The sequence below is a fragment of the Planotetraspora thailandica genome, from assembly GCF_016863335.1.
In the GTDB taxonomy this organism is placed as follows: domain Bacteria; phylum Actinomycetota; class Actinomycetes; order Streptosporangiales; family Streptosporangiaceae; genus Planotetraspora; species Planotetraspora thailandica.
This window is the reverse complement of sequence record NZ_BOOR01000082.1, coordinates 1-17,554: the sequence shown is the minus strand read 5'-3', so window position 1 is coordinate 17,554 and position 17,554 is coordinate 1. Positions and strand designations below refer to the sequence as shown.

Below are 17,554 nucleotides of genomic sequence, written 5' to 3'. Positions count from 1 at the left end.
GAGTGCCGGCCGCCTCTCACTCCGTACGCCTGAGCTTGCCGCCCATTCGCTCGCGACTCCGGTGGAGGATGTGCCTGGGTCATGATGGCGGTTATGGCGTTGTCGACGGCGTTTACGAGGTTGTTCGGTGTGGCCCACCCGATCGCGTTGGCGCCGATGGGCGGGTCGGCAGGTGGCGCACTCGCGGCGGCTGTCTCGCGCGGCGGCGGGCTCGGGTTGCTGGGCGCCGGGAGCGGGGATCGGGAGTGGCTGGCCCGCGAGCTGCCGATCCTCGCGGCGGGCACCGGGAATCCGTGGGGGGTCGGTCTGCTCACCTGGGCCATCGATATCGCCACGGTAGAGCGGGTGCTGGACTGCAACCCCAGGGCGGTGATGTTGTCCTTCGGCGACCCGAGCCCCTTCGCCGAGCGCGTCCGTCAGGCAGGTGCTGCCCTGATCATTCAGGTCACCGACCTGGAGGAGGCCAGGCGGGCGGTGGACCTCGGCGCCGACGTCATCGTGGCGCAGGGCACTGAGAGCGGCGGGCACGGGGCCCGGAACGGGAGATCCACGCTGCCGTTCGTGCCGGTCGTGGTGGACCTGGCGGCACCGGTGCCGGTGCTGGCCGCCGGCGGGATCGCCGATGGCCGCGGCGTGGCCGCCGCGCTCGCTCTGGGCGCCGCCGGCGCGCTCGTCGGCACCCGTTTCCAGGCCACGGCCGAGGCTCTGGTCGACCCTTCGATCGCCACGGCGATCGTGGCGGGACGCGGGCAGGACACCGAGCGTAGCCGCGTCCTGGACATCGCCCGGGGCTCGCGATGGCCCGCGAAATACACCGCTCGCACCCTCGGCCACCCTTATCTCGACCGTTGGCGCGGACGAGAGGCGGAGCTCGCCGCCGACCACGAAGCCAGGCAGGCCTATCAGGACGACGTGGCACGGGGCGAGGTGCCTCCGCTACCGGTGTGGGCGGGCGAGGCCGTCGACCTCATCACCGACCTGCCGGCCGCAGCCGATCTTGTTGCCACGCTGGCCGCGCAGGCCGAGGACGCCCTGAACCGAGCGGGAAGGCGCTGACTGGAACGGCTGCCAGAAGCGGTCCGCCGGCAAGGGCCGGAGCCCGGCACCACCGCCCGTACGACAGTGAGACGTGACGAGGCGATCGCCATAGTCGTCGTGGGCCAGGCGTCGGTACGGATCATTCACGGCTATTCGTCTCGGAGTCGTGATTCGCCGGTGCCACGCACCTTTTAGTGCCTAACGGTGCCACCAGATTTCTTCCTTTTTTGTTCGTGACGAACAAAAACGTGCGGCGACGCGGAGAGGAATTCGAGCCGAAAGCGCGTGTTCCCCATGAGGTCAAACAGTCGTCGTAAACCCGAGGAACCGTCCTTTGAGCAAGTCAGACCTCGCAGCGACTCACGCCGTCGGCACACCGTCACCCAGTAGCCCGTCGATCCGTGCCTGGCTGGGGGTGTTCTCCCTCGCACTCGGCGCCGCACTCATCGTGACCACGGAGTTCACGCCCGTGGGCTTCCTTCCCAACGTCTCCCGCGACCTGGACGTGTCACTCGGGACGGCAGGGCTCATGGTGCTCGTCCCCGGGCTGAGCGCGACCATCGCGGTGCCACTGGTCATCGTCGGCGCGGGCCGCCTCGATCGCCGCCTTCTGATCGTCACCCTCGGCGTGCTCGTCCTGCTGTCGAACGCCATCGCGGCTGTATCGCCGAACTTCGCCGTCGTCGTTTTGGCTCGCGTGTTTCTCGGCGTCGCGATCGGCGGGTTCTGGGCCGTGGTGCCTCCACTCGGATTCCGCCTGGCCGGTCAGCAAGCCGGAACACGAGCGACGTCGATCATCCTGGCGGGCCTGTCCGCGGGCACCGTCATCGGCCTTCCCGCCGGGCAGTTCTTCGGCAACCTCATCGGGTGGCGCCTCACGTTCGCCGCCGCGGCCGCGCTCGCAGTTTTGATCGTCATCGGGCAACTGGCGGTCCTGCCGGAAATCCCGCCTGCCGGCCGGATGACCTTCGCCCATCTCGGCGCGGTCTTCCGCGTCCCGATCGGCCGGACAGTCCTCATCGCCGGCGGAATCGCCACCACCGGGCAGTTTGCCGCTTCCACGTTCGTGACACCGTTCCTGCTGCAGAACGCGCGACTGAGCTCCGATTTCGCCACCCTGCTCTTCATCGGTTACGGACTCGCCGGCATCGTCGGCACGCTGGTCGGCCCGGTCCTGGTGGAACGCGACCGCATGCTGACCTTCGTCGGCGCGGCAGCCGCCTTCGGCGTCGTCCTCGCCGTCCTTCCCGCCGTCGCCGGGGCGCCGGTCGTCGTCAGCATCCTCATCGGGACGTGGGGCGTCCTCTGGGGCCTCGTCCCGCTCGCACTCCAGACCCACATGCTGACGGTGACGCCGGACGCTCCTGAAGCCGCCTCCGCCATCTTCATCACCGTGATGCAGCTGGCCATCGCTGTCGGCTCGGGTCTCGGCGGCGTCCTCGTCGACTCGGCGGGACTCACCGCCGTCTTCGTCATCAGCGGGCTGACCGCGATCGTGTCGGCATGCTTCGCCGTACTCGCCCGGCACGGCGTGTGACCCGCAGAGATCCCTCACCATTAGAAAGGAGTGCTCCCATGAGCCTCGTCATCCACCAGTACGCCTACGGCGACCCCGGCACCTTCACCGCGGAGCAGGAAAACGTCGGCGAGCCCGGGCCGGGAGAAGTACGCCTTCGCCAGCGAGCAGTCGGCGTGAACTACATCGACCTCGCGTTCCGTGCCGGCGCCATCGGCGGAAACGATTTCCCTGTCACCATCGGACTCGAAGCAGCCGGTGACGTGGAGGCCGTGGGTCCCGGCGTCACCGCCTTCAAGGTCGAGGATCGTGTGACGTACACGTCGGTGCCGGGCGCCAATGCCGAGAAGCGGCTGATCCCGGCGTCATCGATTCTCCACCTGGCCGAAGGGGTCACCTACGAGCAGGCCGCGGCCATCACGGCCAAGGGCCTCACCGCCGGCGCGCTGGTCACGAAGGGTTACCCGGTCGGCGCGGGAGACGTCGTCCTGATCCATGCGGCGGCGGGCGGTGTCGGCTCGCTGCTGGTCCGATTGGCCAAGGCAAGAGGGGCGGTCGTCATCGGCACGGTCGGCTCCGCGGCCAAGGTCGCCGCAGCCGCGGCGAACGGAGCCGATCATGTCTACGCCCTGGATTCCGGCGAGGACATCGTTGCCGAGATCGAGCGGATCACCAGCGGAAAGGGGGTGAATGCCGTCTTCGACGGCGTCGGACGCGACACCGTCGACCTTTCCCTCCACGTGGTGGCCGAGAGCGGTGCCGTTCTGTTGTTCGGCGCATCCTCCGGCCAGCCCGCTCCGGACAGAGAACTGATCTCCGCCAAGCGCGTCGCGCTGAGCCGGCCGAGCCTCGATGCGCTCGTGCCCGATCAGAAGGAGCGCCAGTCGCTGGCCGACGAGCTGTTCGAGCTCGTGGCCGGAGGCGAGCTAGCAGATCTGGCCATCACTGTGTATCCACTCGAGGACATCGCCCGCGCGCACCGGGACCTGGAATCGAGGCGCAGCACGGGCTCGCTCGTTCTCACAGTCCAGCCGGGGTGAGCTCAGCGACGATTGGCCCTGTTGGCCTCGATCTCCCGCTGATGGTCCTGCGCCCAGGCGACCATCGAGAGGGCGCGGCACACAAAGCTCTCGCCCAGCGGCGTGAGCGCGTACTCGACTCGCGGGGGTGTCTCCGGATAAGCCGTCCGGCTCACCATGCCGTCGGTCTCCAACGTGCGCAGCGTGACGGTGAGAATGCGATGCGAGATCCCCGGAAGCACATTCATGAGCGCGGTGAAACGCAGAGGGCCGTGAGCCAGCTCGTCCAGGGTCCGCATCGACCACTTCTCGCCCAGCCGTCCGAAGAGGTCACGGACGAACGCGACCTTGCTCTCCTCCGGGTCGCATATGTCGCTGATCGCACTCACCAGGGGCTTGTCCATGCTCACCAGCTTCCGGGTTTCAGAAATGGCCATTGGTTCTACAAGTTGAAGGCTTTCGGCCGTATTCCCGCTGGACAGAGCGCTGAACTCGTGAGCCGGCCGAAGGTCGCCGAACCAGGACTCCCGATCCCGCCCACCGTGTTCAGGGCGTAGGACGGCCGGTCTCCCTCCCGTCTGCTGTCGGTGCTCAGGACCGACAGGAATCAGAAGTGGGTGGCGATGCCGTACACCCTGCGCAGCTGTGCCATGTCGTGCCGGTCCCGGTCGGTCGGCTCGTAGCCCTGGTGGAAGTGGACCTGCTGCCCGGCCGACAGACAGGCGATGGTCATGCCGAGGATCGTGCCGGTGGTGAAGGCGTCGGCGGGATAGGGGAAGACGTCCCCTTGGTCGTTGGCCGGCTGTACGGCGGAGCCGTCGGGCCGGAAGGTCAGCGGGTGCAGGTCCAGGTCTCGCCCGTCGGGATGGCGCATGACGAACCGGGCAGGCCGTCCGGGGACGATGTCGTGCCGTTCGGCGAACCCGGCGTTCTCCAGGAGCTTGATCAGGGTGGGCTCCTGGGTGGCGTCGTGCATCAGGTCCAGGTCCCGGTGGGGGCGGGTGACCTCGCCGACGAGCGCGTCGATGCCCCAGCCGCCGCCGACCCAGACCCGGCATCCACCGTCGTGGAGCAGCTTGACAATCTCGGTGACCTCGGTGGCTTCGAACACGGCGCATGACCCTACCTGCCGGCGCTCCGCTCGGGCGAGCCGTTTCTGCGGGGCGCGGCGTCACGTGAGCCCCCCGCCTCATCTCCTGCCGGGCGGGCACCCGTCATTTGAAAATGAAAACCATTTTCGTTAGGGTCGGTGCCCTCCCTACGAAGGACCGGAGCCGCTCCCGCCTGGTCCCGTAAGCCCGAGGAGGCTGCTGTGTCATCGGTGAAACTCGCGCTGGCTCGATCCAGCCCTCCGCGACCGACTACGGTGACGGGCAGGCACCGGCTCCGCACCCCACTGGCCTTCTTCCTCGTCACACTCGCCCTGCTGGCCAGTCTTGTGCTGTCGACCGCGTTCGGAGCGGAGTCACTGTCGCCGAGCACGGTGCTGGGCGTGCTTGTCGGCCGGGTGACCGACGGCCCAGTCACGGACCTCGCCTACGACACCATCGTGTGGCAACTGCGGGTGCCCCGCGCATTGCTCGCGGCCCTTGTCGGCGCAGGTCTCGCGCTGGCCGGAGCCGGAATGCAGACGCTCGTACGCAACCCCCTCGCGGATCCGTACCTGCTGGGCGTCTCCTCGGGCGCGAGCGTCGGCGCCACCGCGGTGATCACCTTGGGCCTGTTCGCCGGCGCCGGGGAGTTGGCGTTGTCCGGGGGTGCGCTCATCGGTGCGCTCGGTGCCGCGGTGTTGGTTTTCGTCGTCGCCACCGGCCAAGGTGGGCTGACCCCGTTGCGGTTGGTCCTCACGGGCACCGTCCTCGGCTCGGCGTTCTCGGCGATCGCGAGCTACCTGGTCTTTCGCAGTCCCGATCCGGCCGCGGCGCAATCCGTACTGTTCTGGTTGCTCGGCAGCCTGGCCGGCGCGGACTGGCACCAACTCGCGATACCGGCGGTCACGGTCGGGGTTGTCGGCGCGGCGCTGCTCGCCGGCAGCGGCTGGCTCGACGCGCTGGCGACGGGTTCTGATACGGCGGCATCGCTCGGCGTTCCCGTCCGCGCGGCGCGCACCACCCTGTTCGTCCTCCTGGCGATCCTGGTCGGCGTACTGGTCGCGGCCTCGGGCGGCATCGGTTTCGTCGGGTTGGTCGTGCCGCACGCGGCGCGGCTGATGGTCGGAGCCCGGCATCGGGTCCTGCTGCCGGCTTCGGCGATGTGCGGCGCCCTGTTCCTGCTGTGGGTCGACGTGGTCACCCGGATCCTCGTACGGCCCACCGAGATTCCGCTCAGTGTCGTATCAGGGCTGGTCGGCGCACCGGCGTTTCTCGTTCTGCTCGGACGCCGGCGTTATCGCTTCGGGGGGAACGGGTGACCGCCCACCTCCATGCCGAGGGGCTTGCCTGCTCGGTGGGGCAACGCGTCATCCTCCGGGATATCGAGCTCGACATCGCCGAGGGGGAGACGGTCGGGATCGTCGGGCCGAACGGATGCGGGAAATCCACGCTGCTGCGGATCCTCGCCGGGATCCGCCCCCCTTCAGCCGGTCGCGTGCTCGTCGACGGTGTCCGGCTGCACCGCCTCGGCGCCCGGCAGCGAGCACGTACGGTCGCGCTGGTCGGCCAGGAGCAGGACCTGCCCTCGGACCTGCTCGTCGGCGAACTCGTCGCGCTGGGCCTGACCCCCTACCGCCCCCCGTGGAGCGGCGGCGGGCCCCACGAGCGTGCCGCCGTCGTGGCCGCGCTCGCCGCGGTCGATCTCGACGACTTCCTGGACCGGCCCGTGGACCAACTGTCCGGCGGCGAACGCCGCAGGGTCCTCCTGGCCAGGGGATTGATACAGGAGACTCCGCTGCTCCTGCTCGATGAGCCGACCAATCACCTCGACGTACGGCATCAGCTGCACCTGATGCGCCTCGTGCGCCGGCTCGACCGCACCGTGGTGGTGGCGCTACACGACCTCACCCTGGCGACCACCACCTGTGATCGCGTACTCGTCCTGCACGAAGGCGGCGCCCTGCCCCTCGCGCCACCCCGCGAGGCGCTGACTCCCGATGTCGTCAACGCCGTCTTCGGCGTCGACGCCACCCCGATTCGCCATCCGGTCACCGGTGACACGCACCTGCTGATCACCCCCCTCCGTACCGAGGACACGCCATGAGACGAACCATTTCCGGCGTCGCCGCCCTGGCAGCGGCCGTCTCGCTCGCCGCATGCGGCACGAGCATCCCCACGCAGTCGGCCGGCGCGGCAATCACGATCACCAACTGCGGTGAGCCCGCGCAGTTCCCCTCTCCCGCCCGGCGGCTCTTCGTCAATGACGGCAACATGATCGCCATGGCCCTCGCCATCGGGGCTGTCGACCAGGTCGCCGCGGTGTCGAGCCTGCAACGTGACGCCGACACGCTGCGTCGCCACTACGGCGACGTCGTGGACCGGCTGAACGTCGTCGCGCCGCAGTATCCGTCCAGTGAGACCGTGCTCGCGCAACGGCCGGATGTCATGGTCGCCGGCTGGAACTACGGTTACAGCGAAGAGACGCGGCTCACCCCGGCTTCCCTGCGGGCACAGGGAATCGCGCCCTACGTGCTCACCGAGAGCTGCCGGCAGCACGGCGGGCAGCGGCGCGGGATCGTCGAACCGTGGCAGGCGCTGCGCGACGACCTGAGCAATCTCGGCACGATCACCGGCCACACTCAGCAGGCGCAACAGGTCGTCGACGACATCACTCGACGGCTGGACGCGCTCCAGTACGCACCACGCCCCGAAAAGCCGCCCACGATCTTCCTGTTCGACAGCGCGAGCGACACGGTGTTCTCCAGCGGCCGGTTCGGCGCGCCGGAGGCGATCATCGACAGCGCGGGGGGCCGCAATGCGATCGAGGACGTCGACGACAGCTGGACCAAGGTGTCCTGGGAACGGGTCGCCGCAAGCAAGCCCGACGCGTTCGTTTTCGTCGACTATCCACCGCAGACCTTCCAGCAGAAGGTCCGCCTGCTCAAGTCACGGCCGGGCATCAACCGCCTGCCCGCGGTGACCGAGGAAAGATTCCTCAACCTGCCCTATGCCCTGTGGACCAGCAGTCCCCTGAACATCGACGCCGCCGAACAGATACGCAAGGCGCTCGAACGCTGGAATCTGGTGCCGGAGTCCACGATCGTCCCGCGCTTCGACGACCGTGTCGCCGGCGATTGAAGCGTGATCGGAGCCCACACCTTGCGGGCGGGTATGGGCTTCCAGCCGAATGGAAATGGTATTCATTTTCATATATTGTGCTGCGGTCGGATCTGGTGATCAATGTCCAGTTGGGGTGATACCGCTATGAGCTGCCGGAACGCCGAGCAACTGGCGCGCGCCCTGCCGGCGGGACGCCAGACGCGGCAGCGAGGCGCAGTCCTGCATGTCCTGGTGGACTGCCCCGACTTCGTCTCAGCCCAGCAACTGCACGCCCTGATCACCGCCGACGGGATCGGGGTGGGGTTGACCACCGTCTATCGCCTGCTCCGAGAGCTGGAGACATACGGCCAGGTCGATGTCGTACGCGACGACGTCGGCGAACGGCTGTACCGGATACGGCCGTTCGGCAGGCACCGCCACTACCTGGTCTGCCGATCCTGCGGCCGTAGCGAGCCGGTGGATGCGGACGCGGTGGAGGCCTGGGTCGACCGGATCGGCGAGGCCGCCGGATTCGACGCGATCGAGCACACCGTCGAACTCAGCGGAATCTGCGCCGCCTGCCGTACCACCACACCACCCGTCGCCGACGAAGGAGAGCCGTCATGCCGCTAGGCGACCACCGTGCACCGTCCCGTCGAGCAGGTCACCAAGGACGACCTGCGCGTACTGTTCGCTTCCACCCCCGAAGGAGTCTGACCTCATGAGCGAACCCACCTCCGCTCCGCAAACCGCCGATGCCGCCGACGCGGAGGATGGCCGCGTTCCCGTCACCGTCCTGACCGGCTTTCTCGGCTCGGGCAAGACGACGCTGGTGAACCGCATCCTCACCGAGCAGCACGGCCTGCGGATCGCCGTCATCGAGAACGAGTTCGGTGAAGTCGGTATCGATGACGCCCTCGTGCTGGACGCCGAGGAAGAGATCTTCGAGATGAACAACGGATGCATCTGCTGCACGGTTCGCGGCGATCTCATCCGCATCCTCGGTGCTCTCATGCGTAAGCGCGACAGGTTCGACCACATCCTGATCGAGACCACCGGTCTGGCCGACCCGGCGCCCGTCGCCCAGACCTTCTTCATGGACGACGAGATCGCCGCCCAGCTGCGCCTGGACGCCATCGTCACGCTGGTCGACGCGGCCCACCTGCTGCAGCACCTGGACGAGGTCAAACCCGAGGGGGTGGAGAACGAGGCCGTCGAGCAGATCGCCTTCGCCGACCGCGTCGTGCTGAACAAGACCGACCTCGTACGCCAGGAGACCATCGACGAGGTCGTGTCCCGCATCCGCGCCGTCAACGCCCTGGTCGAGATCATCCCTGCCCAGCACGCCGAGATCGACCTTCGCCGGGTCCTGGACGTCGGCGCGTTCGACCTGGACCGGGTGCTGAAGGACGACCCGGCCTTCCTCACCGAGACCGAGCACCAGCACGACGCCACCGTCACCTCGGTCGGCATCGACGTGCCGGGCGAGCTGGATGAGGACCGGCTCAACGGGTGGCTGGGAAACCTGCTGCGCACCAAGGGCGCCGACATCTTCCGCTCCAAGGGCATCGTCGCCATCGCGGGGGAATCCCGGCAGTACGTCTTCCAGGGAGTGCACATGCTGCTGGACGGAGAGTTCGGCCGCGACTGGCGGGAGGATGAGACCCGCCGCAACCGGCTGGTGTTCATCGGCCGCAACCTCGACCGGGAGGCCTTGGAGCGTGCCTTCGCCGACTGCCTGACCACCGCCGGGACCACCGCCGGGACCGCCGCATGAGCGGCATCACATCCGCCGATCTCGACACCGCCTGGGACGTCGCCGTCGACGACGCTCCCGTCGCCCTCAGCGCCCAGGGCGACCTCGTCGCCGTCGCCGGGGCCGAAGGCACGGTCTGGGTGCTGGACATCGCCACCGGCGCCACGACCAGGGCCCTCGACCTGCCGGGAGGGCTGCTGGACGTGGCCCTGGCCCCCGATGCGCGGCATCTGGCGGCCACCGGTCCCTTCGGATACGCGCTGTGGAGGCGCGACGACGGACTTACGACCGTCTCCCAAACCGGCGCTTGGTCATCGAGGGCGATATGGGCCGACGAGGGGCGGGTCGCGATCGCGTCAGGCCGACGTGCCCTGGTGCTCGATCCGGACGGCGGGGAACTGTGGTCCACCGAAACCGCTGCCAGCACCGTCACCGATGTGGCGTGGATGCGCAACGGCCGCCGTCTGGCCGTGGCCGCCTACGGCGCGGTGTGCTGCTACGAACGGCACAGCCGTACGCCGGTGGTCACCTACCCCTACGTCGGCTCGCACCTGGCGCTGGCCATCTCCTCCACCGGCCGGTGGATCTGCAGCGGCAACCAGGATGCCTCCATCCACATCTGGCGTACCCGTGACGGATCCGAGCTGACGATGTCCGGCTACCCGGAGAAGGTCTCCCGCCTCGCCTTCGACGACACCGGTACCTGGCTCGCCGCCGACGGCGCTCCGGACGTGACCGTGTGGGACTTCTCCGGCAAGGGCCCGGCCGGCACCGCGCCCCGTTCGCTGAGCGCCCACGAGACCATCACCGCCCTGACCTGGCGTCCCGGCTCGGCCGGGCATCTGGCCAGCGGCGGCGAGGACGGCACCATCGCCCTGTGGCATGCCACGTCGGGTCTGCCCCAGGCACGGTTGAGCCCCGCCCGTACCCTCGACGGCGGTGGCGCCGTGACCGCGCTGGCCTGGGCCGGCCCCGACCTGCTGATCGCCGCCCACCGAGACGGCCGAGTCCGGGCCCACCGGCTGCCCCAGCGGACCCGCCTGTGACGCCCTCCAGTCGGGTCCGTGTCACCAGCGCCGGGGCTAGGGTCGGACGCAGGTTTCGGTCAACGACACCTTCCGAAAGACACTGTCGGGTATGACGACTGCGGACCTCGAGCAGCAGGTCGCCTCGATCGCTGATTTTCTGCGGGATACGGCGGAGACCGTCGGGCACCCAGACATTCTGGAGCGGCTGGTGACGCCGCTGCGGACCACCATGGAGGACTTGGCTGCGTTGCCGCGGTCGGACGACTTCTGGGCGGAGCAGGCCAACGACCGATCCACGATCTTCAAACTCGACGAGTACGCCAGGCGGCGGATCGATCGCGACCCGAACGACCGTCGCGCCAGTCGTACGCTGGTGGCGCTCGCGTTGCGGTATGGCGCCAACGACGGGGGGTTGCCGTATCTCACTGCAGAGGTCGCCGCAGACTCTGAGGCCGTTGGTGACGCGGTGATCGTGGCGCACTGGATCTGGTCGGAGGTCGGCCTTGATACCGCCCAGGAGTTGCGTCGGACTCTTTCCGCTGCTGATCCCGTCGCTCTAGCCGGCTTGGCGGAAAACCACCAAGGATGGGTAGGGGTTGCCGCCCGGGTCGCTCTCGACGTCATGGCCGGAGCCAGCCTTTACGAGGCATACGCCCGTCGCTGCTGACGAAGGTGGCCGCGATGACTGCCGGTGCGTGAGCTGCCGCCGCTTGATGAACCCCGATAAATCGGCGGATTACAAGGACAACACGTACGTCGTTGGAGATCGCCTGGCAATGGGTGAATGGCGCATTATGTTGCTGCGTGTTCTTACCGAGCGATGGGGGAGCCCACGTGCAGCCGGCATGGTCCGAACCGCCGTTCCAACCCCTTGCCGCAGATGATCCGCGCGAGATCGGCGGTTACCGCATTCTCGCCCGGCTGGGCGCCGGCGGCATGGGCAGGGTGTACCTGGGCAGCACCCAAAGCGGGCGGCGGCTGGCGATCAAGGTCATACGCCCTGACTACACGGAAGATCCTGAGTTCCGCCGACGCTTCCAGCAGGAGATCGATGCGGCGCAACGGGTGCAGAGCATCTACACTGCCGCGGTCGTCGACGCCGACACCCGGGCTGCGCAGCCATGGTTGGCCACGGCCTGTATCCCCGGCCCTTCGCTCGCCCTGGCGGTGAGGGAACTCGGGCCGTTGCCGGTCGACACCGTGCGCGTGCTGGTCGCCGGTATCGCCGAGGCCTTGCAGGCCATTCACCGCGCCGGAATCGTGCACCGCGACCTCAAGCCCGCCAACGTCCTTCTTGCCCCGGACGGGCCACGGGTCATCGACTTCGGCATCGCTCGTGCGGCCGACAGCACCCCGCTCACCCGTTCCGGGCTGCGCATCGGGTCGCCGCGGTTCATGTCACCGGAGCAGGCCCGGGGAGAAACGGCGGGCCCCGCCAGCGATCTCTTCGCCTTGGGCTCCACGGCCTATTTCGCGGCCACGGGTCGTACTCCTTTCGGAGAGGGCCCGGACGCCACGGTGCTCTACCGGATCGTGCATGAGGAGCCCACGCTCACGGATTGCCCGGAGCCGATCCTCTCGCTGGTGAGCCGATGCCTCGCCAAAGACCCAGAGGCTCGCCCCTCGGTCAAACAGGTCATCGAGACCATGATGATGAGTGACACTGACCCGACGGTCGACTGGCTGCCGGCGACGCTGGTCACCCGCCTGGACATGTACACCGCCCCGTTGGACACCGACACCGCCCCAGCGGAGACGCCGGATCCACCCCGGCAGTCGTGGGCCCGCCGCCTCCAGATCGCCGGAGTTGTCGGCGGCGTCGTGCTCGCGGCCGGCGGCGTGGCCACTGTGGTGCGGAATGCGCAGGAGCCGGAAGCCAAGGCCGCAGCGACGAGTTCGGCAGCCCCACAGAAGGCGGTAGCCAGCGTGAGCGCGTCCGCGTCCACGCCCGCGGTCAAAGCGACTCCGGCAGATACGAAGACGCCGGCTCCCGGCCGATATCGCATCAACCGCCAGTTCTACACCGGGAGCGACTGGATTCTCGTCCTGAACTACTTTGAGGTGGGCAAAAGCACTCTAACGGCGTATGTCGACTATCGCCCTCGGGGACGGACGCGAGAACTCACCTGCAAGGACGAACTTCCCACCGCCAGTGTGCTCATGCTCGCCGGCGGCCAGGCCGTCCCTTCGAAGGGGACCTTCTGTTCCGCCCATCCGCACCGGAAGAACTGGACGGTGAAGGCCGGCAAGAAGTTCACCGACCACGCGGTCTTCCCGATGCCCGACGATCTACGCAAACCGTTCACTCTGGAGTGGCAGCCCGGCCTGAGCCTCAGTGGAAAGGTCAGGGGAATAGTCCTTCGCTGACACGGCCGGCGCTGCGGTCTGCCGTCCGGACCGGGCGCCCGGGCTTACAACCCGGGCTCTGCCGCGTTGCTACACATGCCAGCCCCCGTCCACATGGACATCGGCGCCGGTCACGTACGAGGCATCCGGGCTTGCGAGGAAGCCGACAGTCGCGGCCACTTCCGCGGGGGCGGCGTAACGGTGGAAGGGCAGGGTCCCCAGAATCGCCTTTCCTGCATCACTGTCCGCAGGGATCACCATGTCGGTCTGGGCGAACCCGACCACCACGGTGTTGACCGTGATGCCGCGCGGAGCGAGTTCGTGGGCCCAGGACCGGCTGTACATGCCCAGGGCGGCTTTGGTCGCGCTGTAGTCGCCGAACCCGGGAAAGTAGGCGCGATCTCCGGCGACAGAACCGAGGTTGATGATGCGGCCGCCGTCGGGCATGTGCGCGACGGCTTCCTGTGTGGTCGTCACCGCCCCTTGCACGTTGACCGCCCACTGGTACTCGGCATCCTGGGGCGAAAGCGATCCCATCGGGCCGTACATGAAGACGGCCGCGCTGTTCACCAGGATGTCAATGCGTCCGTAGTGGTCCGCGACCTCACCCACCATGCGTACCACGTCGTCACGCTGCGCCTGATCGGCCTTGAAGGCAGTGGCCCGCGCACCGTGGCTCTTCAGCTCGTCGACGACGGCCCCCGCCTTGTCGGCTGACCGCACATAGGCGATGGCGACATCGGCGCCCGCTGCGGCGAGACGGCGCGCGGAGGCTGCTCCGAGGCCCCGACTGCCGCCTGTCACCAGCGCGACCTTGCCCTGAAGACTCTTCTCGGACATCGATTCTCCCTGAGGAAATGCAATTACGTCTGACTGATTCGGGGTGCCACGAATAGCGATTCACAACTTCGCGTGTGGTTCGCGACCACGAGGGCGCCGGGAAATCGCCCTTCCACCATGGGCGCCGCACAGGAAGCCCACTTCAATGGGCGGCGACAATCGTGCGGATCCTAGTGAGCCGTCCGCGCGGGAGTTCGCCGGGAATTTCGATATTCGGCATGGCGACAGTCTTGTACGGCGTCGGGGCCCCGGTCTTTCAACGGGGCGCACAGCGTTTTCGCCTGAACGCGCACTCAGGGATGGCGGGCTTCGCTGGGCGTCATGCCGAACTCCGCGCGGAACGCGGTGCTGAACGCGGAATGGCTGCTGAAGCCGCACGAGGCCGCGATCTGGGCGATCGACATCGCGCCCCAAGCGCCACTGCCGAGCCGGGCCCGCGCGAGTCGCAGCCGCTCGGAACGGATGAGGTCACGGGGAGTCGTGCCGGCCGCCTGCAGGACCTGCTGGACGTACCGCGGCGACCAGCCCAGCGTTGCGGCGATGGCGCGCACATCGAGTGAATCCTCGTGCGCATGCGCGCGGACATATCGCCGGATCGATGCCTCGACCGCTGCCCGATGCCCTACCGGGGTCGTGCCGGTCTGCCCCTCCGCCGCGAGACACACCAGGTCGAGCAACCGGTCGCAGGCGCCGTCGAAGGTCGGCTGTGTGAGCTGCTCGCGTTCTTCGTGCAGGGTGGTGACCATTTGCCGGATGAGGCGCCCCAGGCCGCCGGAGGCCTCGATCAGATGAGGGCCACGTACGGCGACCCTGCTGCGCTGTGCGACACGCTGCTCCGGCACGATCAGGGAGACGGACAGGAGGCCTTCGTCGTGTGCGAACCGGAAAGGCCTGTCGACGTCACACAGCGCCATCAGACCAGGCGTCAGGCGGATCGATTCGGAGCCCTGCTCGACCCATGCCTCACCGGCCAGCGGCGCGAGCAATTCGAAGGTGCCGCGAGGGTCCGTACGGATATGTTTGGCCTCCCGGCTCATCGACTCTTCCCTGCCGGAGCACCGCGCAATACAGAATGCGTCGGACTCCTGCCACACCAGCCGGCCGGTCCACGGGGCGGTGGCATCATCGGTCGCGAATTTCATCGCACCGTGCAGATCGGCGAAGGTTCTGTCCCAGCTGCCCGCCAACTCGCGTGCGCGGAAATCCTGGTGGGAATACACCCCGTGCCCCAACCTCGATAATCGACGATCTGTTCAGAGTCGTGTCGCTGCCTCGTCGAGTTCTTCGTGACGCATGACGGCCGGTTTCGCCCGGCGGGACAGGACGGGGAGTGCGCCCTCTCGATGGTACGCACCTCATCGGTGGCCCTCACCGTAGGAGAACGTGGACAGCCAGACCGACCGCGTTCGACGGCACCAGTGGTGGGCCCACAGCGGCGGTAACCCGGCATAGATCACATAACCCCATATGGCGAAGACCTTGCTTTTCTTAAAGATTCCAGTCTAGGGCTATCGTTGTGCCGCATATGCGGCATAGGGTGACAAAATGGACATAGATCGACTCCTCGACCACCAGGGCCCGCCGCTCCGGGGACGCTCTGGCCCTGGGGGCGGCCGGGCCGCCAGTGGGCATCGAGGTGAGGCGCGGGTGACGAGCCCGGCGGTCGACTACGGAGCGGTGTTCAAGGCCCTCGTGGCCCCGTTGCTGGTACTGACGCCGGACTTCGTCATCGCGGCGGCCAGTGACTCCTACCTGACGGTGACCGGGCGGGACCGGGCGGACCTGCTCGGCCGGCACTTCTTCGCCGTCTTCCCCGGCAATCCCGACGCTCCCGGCACGCATGGTCCGGAGTGCCTGCGTGCGTCGCTGGAACGAGTTCTCGCCACCGGCGAACGGGACACCATGGCGCTGAAGCGGTACGACATGGAGGCGAGTGGCAGACCGGGGGTGTTCGAGGAGCGGTACTGGAACACGATCAATACCCCCGTCCTGGGTCCGGACGGTGAAGTGGAACTGATCATTCACCGCACCGAGGAAGTCACCGACTTCCTTCACCAGTTGGCGAGGTCCGGCGGACACGGTGGCACGGGGACGAGGGCGGGACTGGAGGCGATGAGCGCCGACGTCTACGCTCGAGCCCGCGAACTCCAGGACCTCAACGAACGACTCAAGCTCACCACGTCGGGGTTGCAAGAGGCCATCGAACGGCAGCGGCGGTTCGTCTTCGACGCCTCCCACGACCTGCGCAACCCGATCACCGGGCTGCTGACCGAACTGGAGGTCGCGCTCTCGGAATCCGACACCGACCTGCACCCGGCCCTGCGCAAATCACTGCGAGATGTCGAGCGACTCAATGACATCGTCGCCGATCTGCTGGAACTCGCCCGCCTGGACATCGCGACGCCCGTCGCCACCGAACCGGTCGACCTCGCTCAGCTGGTCGCGGACGAACTGGACCGCCGCGCTCCGAGCGCCGCCGCCGTCCTCACCCGGCTCGATCAGCAGGTGGTGGTGCACGCCTCCAGAATCCGGCTGGCCCGGCTCCTGGGCAATCTGCTCGACAACGCCGAGCGGCACACCACCACCACGATCGAGATCATCGTCACCGCTGCCCTGCCCCATGCGGTCGTTGAAGTCATCGATGACGGCCCTGGCATTGCCCCAGCTGACCGTGAAAGGGTCTTCGAACGGCACCGCCGCCTGGATGATGCCCGTCGCCTGGATCCCGGCGGCTCCGGGCTCGGTCTGCCCATCGCCCGCGAGATCGCCCAGGCCTACAGTGGGCACCTGTACGTCGACGAGCACCCCACCGGTGCCCGCTTCGTCCTCCGACTTCCCCTCGCCGCCTGAAGGTCGTGATGCTGTGCTCACGATTTCTCCGTGGCTACAACTCGCACCACTCACCCAGATCGCTGGGCGCCCCTGTCTGGATAAAGTTGTGCACAAGGCTCCACGCCCGATCGACACTCATGACAAAGTCACCAGTGAACGCCGCCAGGTCGTCCATGATCGGGACGTCGACCACGGCACCAGATGGGACGGTGCCATCTCCCACGACAAGAGCCGTCCCCTCGGCGTCATTGGTCAGATGGATGACCGCATGATCACCGCGGAAGCCGAAGTTCAAATGAGGAAACTCAGTGTCCGGGAACCGAACTTCGAGGTAGCCCTGACCACGGGAACGCAGTTCGTTGAAGCGGTCCGACAGATCCTTCACGTCTGAACGTCTCTCACCTTCCGAGAACCGTCCCGATTCCGGTGACGTCGTCGCCCACACCACGCTCATCTCTCCACCTCCGGAATGCACCCTGAGTTGTGCCCGGAGGCGTTGCACGGCGCGTACGTGTTCAGCCTCCGGGACAATCGTTGCCTCCGCCGCTGTGCTCAACGCAATAGCCGGGAGGCAGTGGCTCCCGAGTGGGGGTGGAGCCGGCCTCACGTTGCCCGATGACGTTGATCGCTGTGACGAGGAGGAGGCAGAGGGCCGTCGAGACTCCGAAGACCCATGTAGCACTCTTCCTCCGAGTCATCCCGGCGACGATGGCCGCGAGCGCGGGCGCAGCAACCCCGACAACCGCTGCGGCGATGAGGAACCGCGTGGCACGGTCGTCATCGGAAGGACCTCCGAGCGAGCCTCGCAACCCTTCTCCGAACGCCACCATGAACAGGTACGGGGTTCCTATCAGCCAGATCAGGGTCAAGACGACGAGGGCAAGACCGCTCCATGTCCCCGGCTCGGTGGTTTCTGAGTCCATGATCCGAATTATCCGCAACCATGATCAGTTGCAAATCTGGTCGAAATACTCAATTCGGTCTGAGTA

At 67.7% G+C, this 17,554-nt stretch carries 18 protein-coding genes; 12 read left to right on the top strand and 6 right to left on the bottom strand.

Features of this window, described 5'->3' with window-relative positions; all coding sequences use genetic code 11:
- Window positions 1–81: 81 nt before the first annotated feature.
- The 3 genes from Pth03_RS38000 (at window position 82) to Pth03_RS37990 (ending at window position 3,594) form a co-directional block, all read left to right on the top strand.
- Window positions 82–1,056: an NAD(P)H-dependent flavin oxidoreductase gene (locus Pth03_RS38000; protein ID WP_308442415.1), complete on the top strand. Its 975-nt coding sequence runs from the start codon at window positions 82–84 to the stop codon at window positions 1,054–1,056.
- Window positions 1,057–1,372: 316 nt separating this feature from the next.
- Window positions 1,373–2,575 carry an MFS transporter gene (locus Pth03_RS37995; RefSeq protein WP_203949349.1) on the top strand — a complete coding sequence of 401 codons (1,203 nt, stop codon included), beginning with the start codon at window positions 1,373–1,375 and terminating at the stop codon, window positions 2,573–2,575.
- Between the two features lie 38 nt (window positions 2,576–2,613).
- Window positions 2,614–3,594 (top strand): quinone oxidoreductase family protein, encoded by a 981-nt coding sequence (locus Pth03_RS37990; RefSeq protein ID WP_203949348.1) that lies wholly within the window; start codon window positions 2,614–2,616, stop codon window positions 3,592–3,594.
- A 2-nt stretch (window positions 3,595–3,596) separates the two neighbouring features.
- On the opposite strand, the gene Pth03_RS37985 is transcribed toward Pth03_RS37990, so the two are convergent.
- Both Pth03_RS37985 and Pth03_RS37980 read right to left on the bottom strand, forming a co-directional pair.
- Window positions 3,597–3,977, bottom strand: coding sequence for a winged helix-turn-helix transcriptional regulator (locus tag Pth03_RS37985; RefSeq protein ID WP_203949347.1), 381 nt, complete (start codon window positions 3,975–3,977; stop codon window positions 3,597–3,599).
- 203 nt (window positions 3,978–4,180) lie between these two features.
- A complete protein-coding gene (locus Pth03_RS37980; RefSeq protein WP_203949346.1) occupies window positions 4,181–4,684 on the bottom strand; it encodes a nucleotidyltransferase domain-containing protein in 504 nt (167 codons plus the stop codon).
- 201 nt (window positions 4,685–4,885) lie between these two features.
- Here Pth03_RS37980 and Pth03_RS37975 point away from each other — a divergent pair, with 201 nt between their 5' ends.
- The 8 genes from Pth03_RS37975 to Pth03_RS37940 all read left to right on the top strand — a co-directional run bounded on the left by Pth03_RS37975 (window position 4,886) and on the right by Pth03_RS37940 (window position 12,914).
- On the top strand, window positions 4,886–5,983 hold the full coding sequence (locus tag Pth03_RS37975) for a FecCD family ABC transporter permease (RefSeq protein ID WP_203949345.1): 1,098 nt from the start codon (window positions 4,886–4,888) through the stop codon (window positions 5,981–5,983).
- Window positions 5,980–6,768, top strand: coding sequence for an ABC transporter ATP-binding protein (locus Pth03_RS37970; RefSeq protein WP_203949344.1), 789 nt, complete (start codon window positions 5,980–5,982; stop codon window positions 6,766–6,768). Before Pth03_RS37975 ends, Pth03_RS37970 begins: the two co-directional genes overlap by 4 nt.
- Entirely contained in the window at window positions 6,765–7,802 is a 1,038-nt protein-coding gene (locus Pth03_RS37965) for an ABC transporter substrate-binding protein (RefSeq protein WP_203949343.1), read from the top strand. The genes Pth03_RS37970 and Pth03_RS37965 overlap by 4 nt, the downstream gene beginning before the upstream one ends.
- 126 nt (window positions 7,803–7,928) lie before the next feature.
- On the top strand, window positions 7,929–8,396 hold the full coding sequence (locus Pth03_RS37960; protein ID WP_203949342.1) for a Fur family transcriptional regulator: 468 nt from the start codon (window positions 7,929–7,931) through the stop codon (window positions 8,394–8,396).
- Window positions 8,397–8,484: 88 nt separating this feature from the next.
- Window positions 8,485–9,540 (top strand): CobW family GTP-binding protein, encoded by a 1,056-nt coding sequence (locus Pth03_RS37955; protein WP_203949341.1) that lies wholly within the window; start codon window positions 8,485–8,487, stop codon window positions 9,538–9,540.
- Window positions 9,537–10,565 carry a WD40 repeat domain-containing protein gene (locus tag Pth03_RS37950; protein WP_203949340.1) on the top strand — a complete coding sequence of 343 codons (1,029 nt, stop codon included), beginning with the start codon at window positions 9,537–9,539 and terminating at the stop codon, window positions 10,563–10,565. The genes Pth03_RS37955 and Pth03_RS37950 overlap by 4 nt, the downstream gene beginning before the upstream one ends.
- A gap of 91 nt (window positions 10,566–10,656) precedes the next feature.
- Complete coding sequence (locus Pth03_RS37945) at window positions 10,657–11,214, top strand: hypothetical protein (RefSeq protein WP_203949339.1); 558 nt, start codon at window positions 10,657–10,659, stop codon at window positions 11,212–11,214.
- Window positions 11,215–11,306: 92 nt separating this feature from the next.
- The gene (locus tag Pth03_RS37940; RefSeq protein WP_239119691.1) at window positions 11,307–12,914 is read left to right on the top strand and encodes a serine/threonine-protein kinase; all 1,608 of its coding nucleotides are present in this window, start codon (window positions 11,307–11,309) and stop codon (window positions 12,912–12,914) included.
- 69 nt (window positions 12,915–12,983) lie between these two features.
- Here Pth03_RS37940 and Pth03_RS37935 read toward each other — a convergent pair whose 3' ends face one another.
- Together Pth03_RS37935 and Pth03_RS37930 are read right to left on the bottom strand one after the other, a co-directional pair.
- A complete protein-coding gene (locus tag Pth03_RS37935) occupies window positions 12,984–13,733 on the bottom strand; it encodes an SDR family NAD(P)-dependent oxidoreductase (protein ID WP_203949338.1) in 750 nt (249 codons plus the stop codon).
- A 293-nt stretch (window positions 13,734–14,026) separates the two neighbouring features.
- Window positions 14,027–14,875 carry a helix-turn-helix transcriptional regulator gene (locus Pth03_RS37930; protein WP_203949337.1) on the bottom strand — a complete coding sequence of 283 codons (849 nt, stop codon included), beginning with the start codon at window positions 14,873–14,875 and terminating at the stop codon, window positions 14,027–14,029.
- A 505-nt stretch (window positions 14,876–15,380) separates the two neighbouring features.
- On the opposite strand from Pth03_RS37930, the gene Pth03_RS37925 reads away from it, so the two are divergent.
- Window positions 15,381–16,583 carry a PAS domain-containing sensor histidine kinase gene (locus Pth03_RS37925; protein WP_203949336.1) on the top strand — a complete coding sequence of 401 codons (1,203 nt, stop codon included), beginning with the start codon at window positions 15,381–15,383 and terminating at the stop codon, window positions 16,581–16,583.
- A gap of 34 nt (window positions 16,584–16,617) precedes the next feature.
- On the opposite strand, the gene Pth03_RS37920 is transcribed toward Pth03_RS37925, so the two are convergent.
- Both Pth03_RS37920 and Pth03_RS37915 read right to left on the bottom strand, forming a co-directional pair.
- Window positions 16,618–17,019 carry a hypothetical protein gene (locus Pth03_RS37920; protein ID WP_203949335.1) on the bottom strand — a complete coding sequence of 134 codons (402 nt, stop codon included), beginning with the start codon at window positions 17,017–17,019 and terminating at the stop codon, window positions 16,618–16,620.
- Window positions 17,020–17,080: 61 nt separating this feature from the next.
- A complete protein-coding gene (locus Pth03_RS37915; RefSeq protein WP_203949334.1) occupies window positions 17,081–17,488 on the bottom strand; it encodes a hypothetical protein in 408 nt (135 codons plus the stop codon).
- Window positions 17,489–17,554 lie beyond the last annotated feature (66 nt).

Coding starts and splice junctions, on each gene's coding strand:
- Pth03_RS38000 (WP_308442415.1), top strand. CDS start 82: ATGATGGCGGTTATGGCGTTGTCGACGGCGTTTACGAGGTTGTTCGGT.
- Pth03_RS37915 (WP_203949334.1), bottom strand. CDS start 17,488: ATGGACTCAGAAACCACCGAGCCGGGGACATGGAGCGGTCTTGCCCTC.
- Pth03_RS37930 (WP_203949337.1), bottom strand. CDS start 14,875: ATGAAATTCGCGACCGATGATGCCACCGCCCCGTGGACCGGCCGGCTG.
- Pth03_RS37990 (WP_203949348.1), top strand. CDS start 2,614: ATGAGCCTCGTCATCCACCAGTACGCCTACGGCGACCCCGGCACCTTC.
- Pth03_RS37920 (WP_203949335.1), bottom strand. CDS start 17,019: ATGAGCGTGGTGTGGGCGACGACGTCACCGGAATCGGGACGGTTCTCG.
- Pth03_RS37935 (WP_203949338.1), bottom strand. CDS start 13,733: ATGTCCGAGAAGAGTCTTCAGGGCAAGGTCGCGCTGGTGACAGGCGGC.
- Pth03_RS37965 (WP_203949343.1), top strand. CDS start 6,765: ATGAGACGAACCATTTCCGGCGTCGCCGCCCTGGCAGCGGCCGTCTCG.
- Pth03_RS37950 (WP_203949340.1), top strand. CDS start 9,537: ATGAGCGGCATCACATCCGCCGATCTCGACACCGCCTGGGACGTCGCC.
- Pth03_RS37955 (WP_203949341.1), top strand. CDS start 8,485: ATGAGCGAACCCACCTCCGCTCCGCAAACCGCCGATGCCGCCGACGCG.
- Pth03_RS37985 (WP_203949347.1), bottom strand. CDS start 3,977: ATGGACAAGCCCCTGGTGAGTGCGATCAGCGACATATGCGACCCGGAG.
- Pth03_RS37945 (WP_203949339.1), top strand. CDS start 10,657: ATGACGACTGCGGACCTCGAGCAGCAGGTCGCCTCGATCGCTGATTTT.
- Pth03_RS37960 (WP_203949342.1), top strand. CDS start 7,929: ATGAGCTGCCGGAACGCCGAGCAACTGGCGCGCGCCCTGCCGGCGGGA.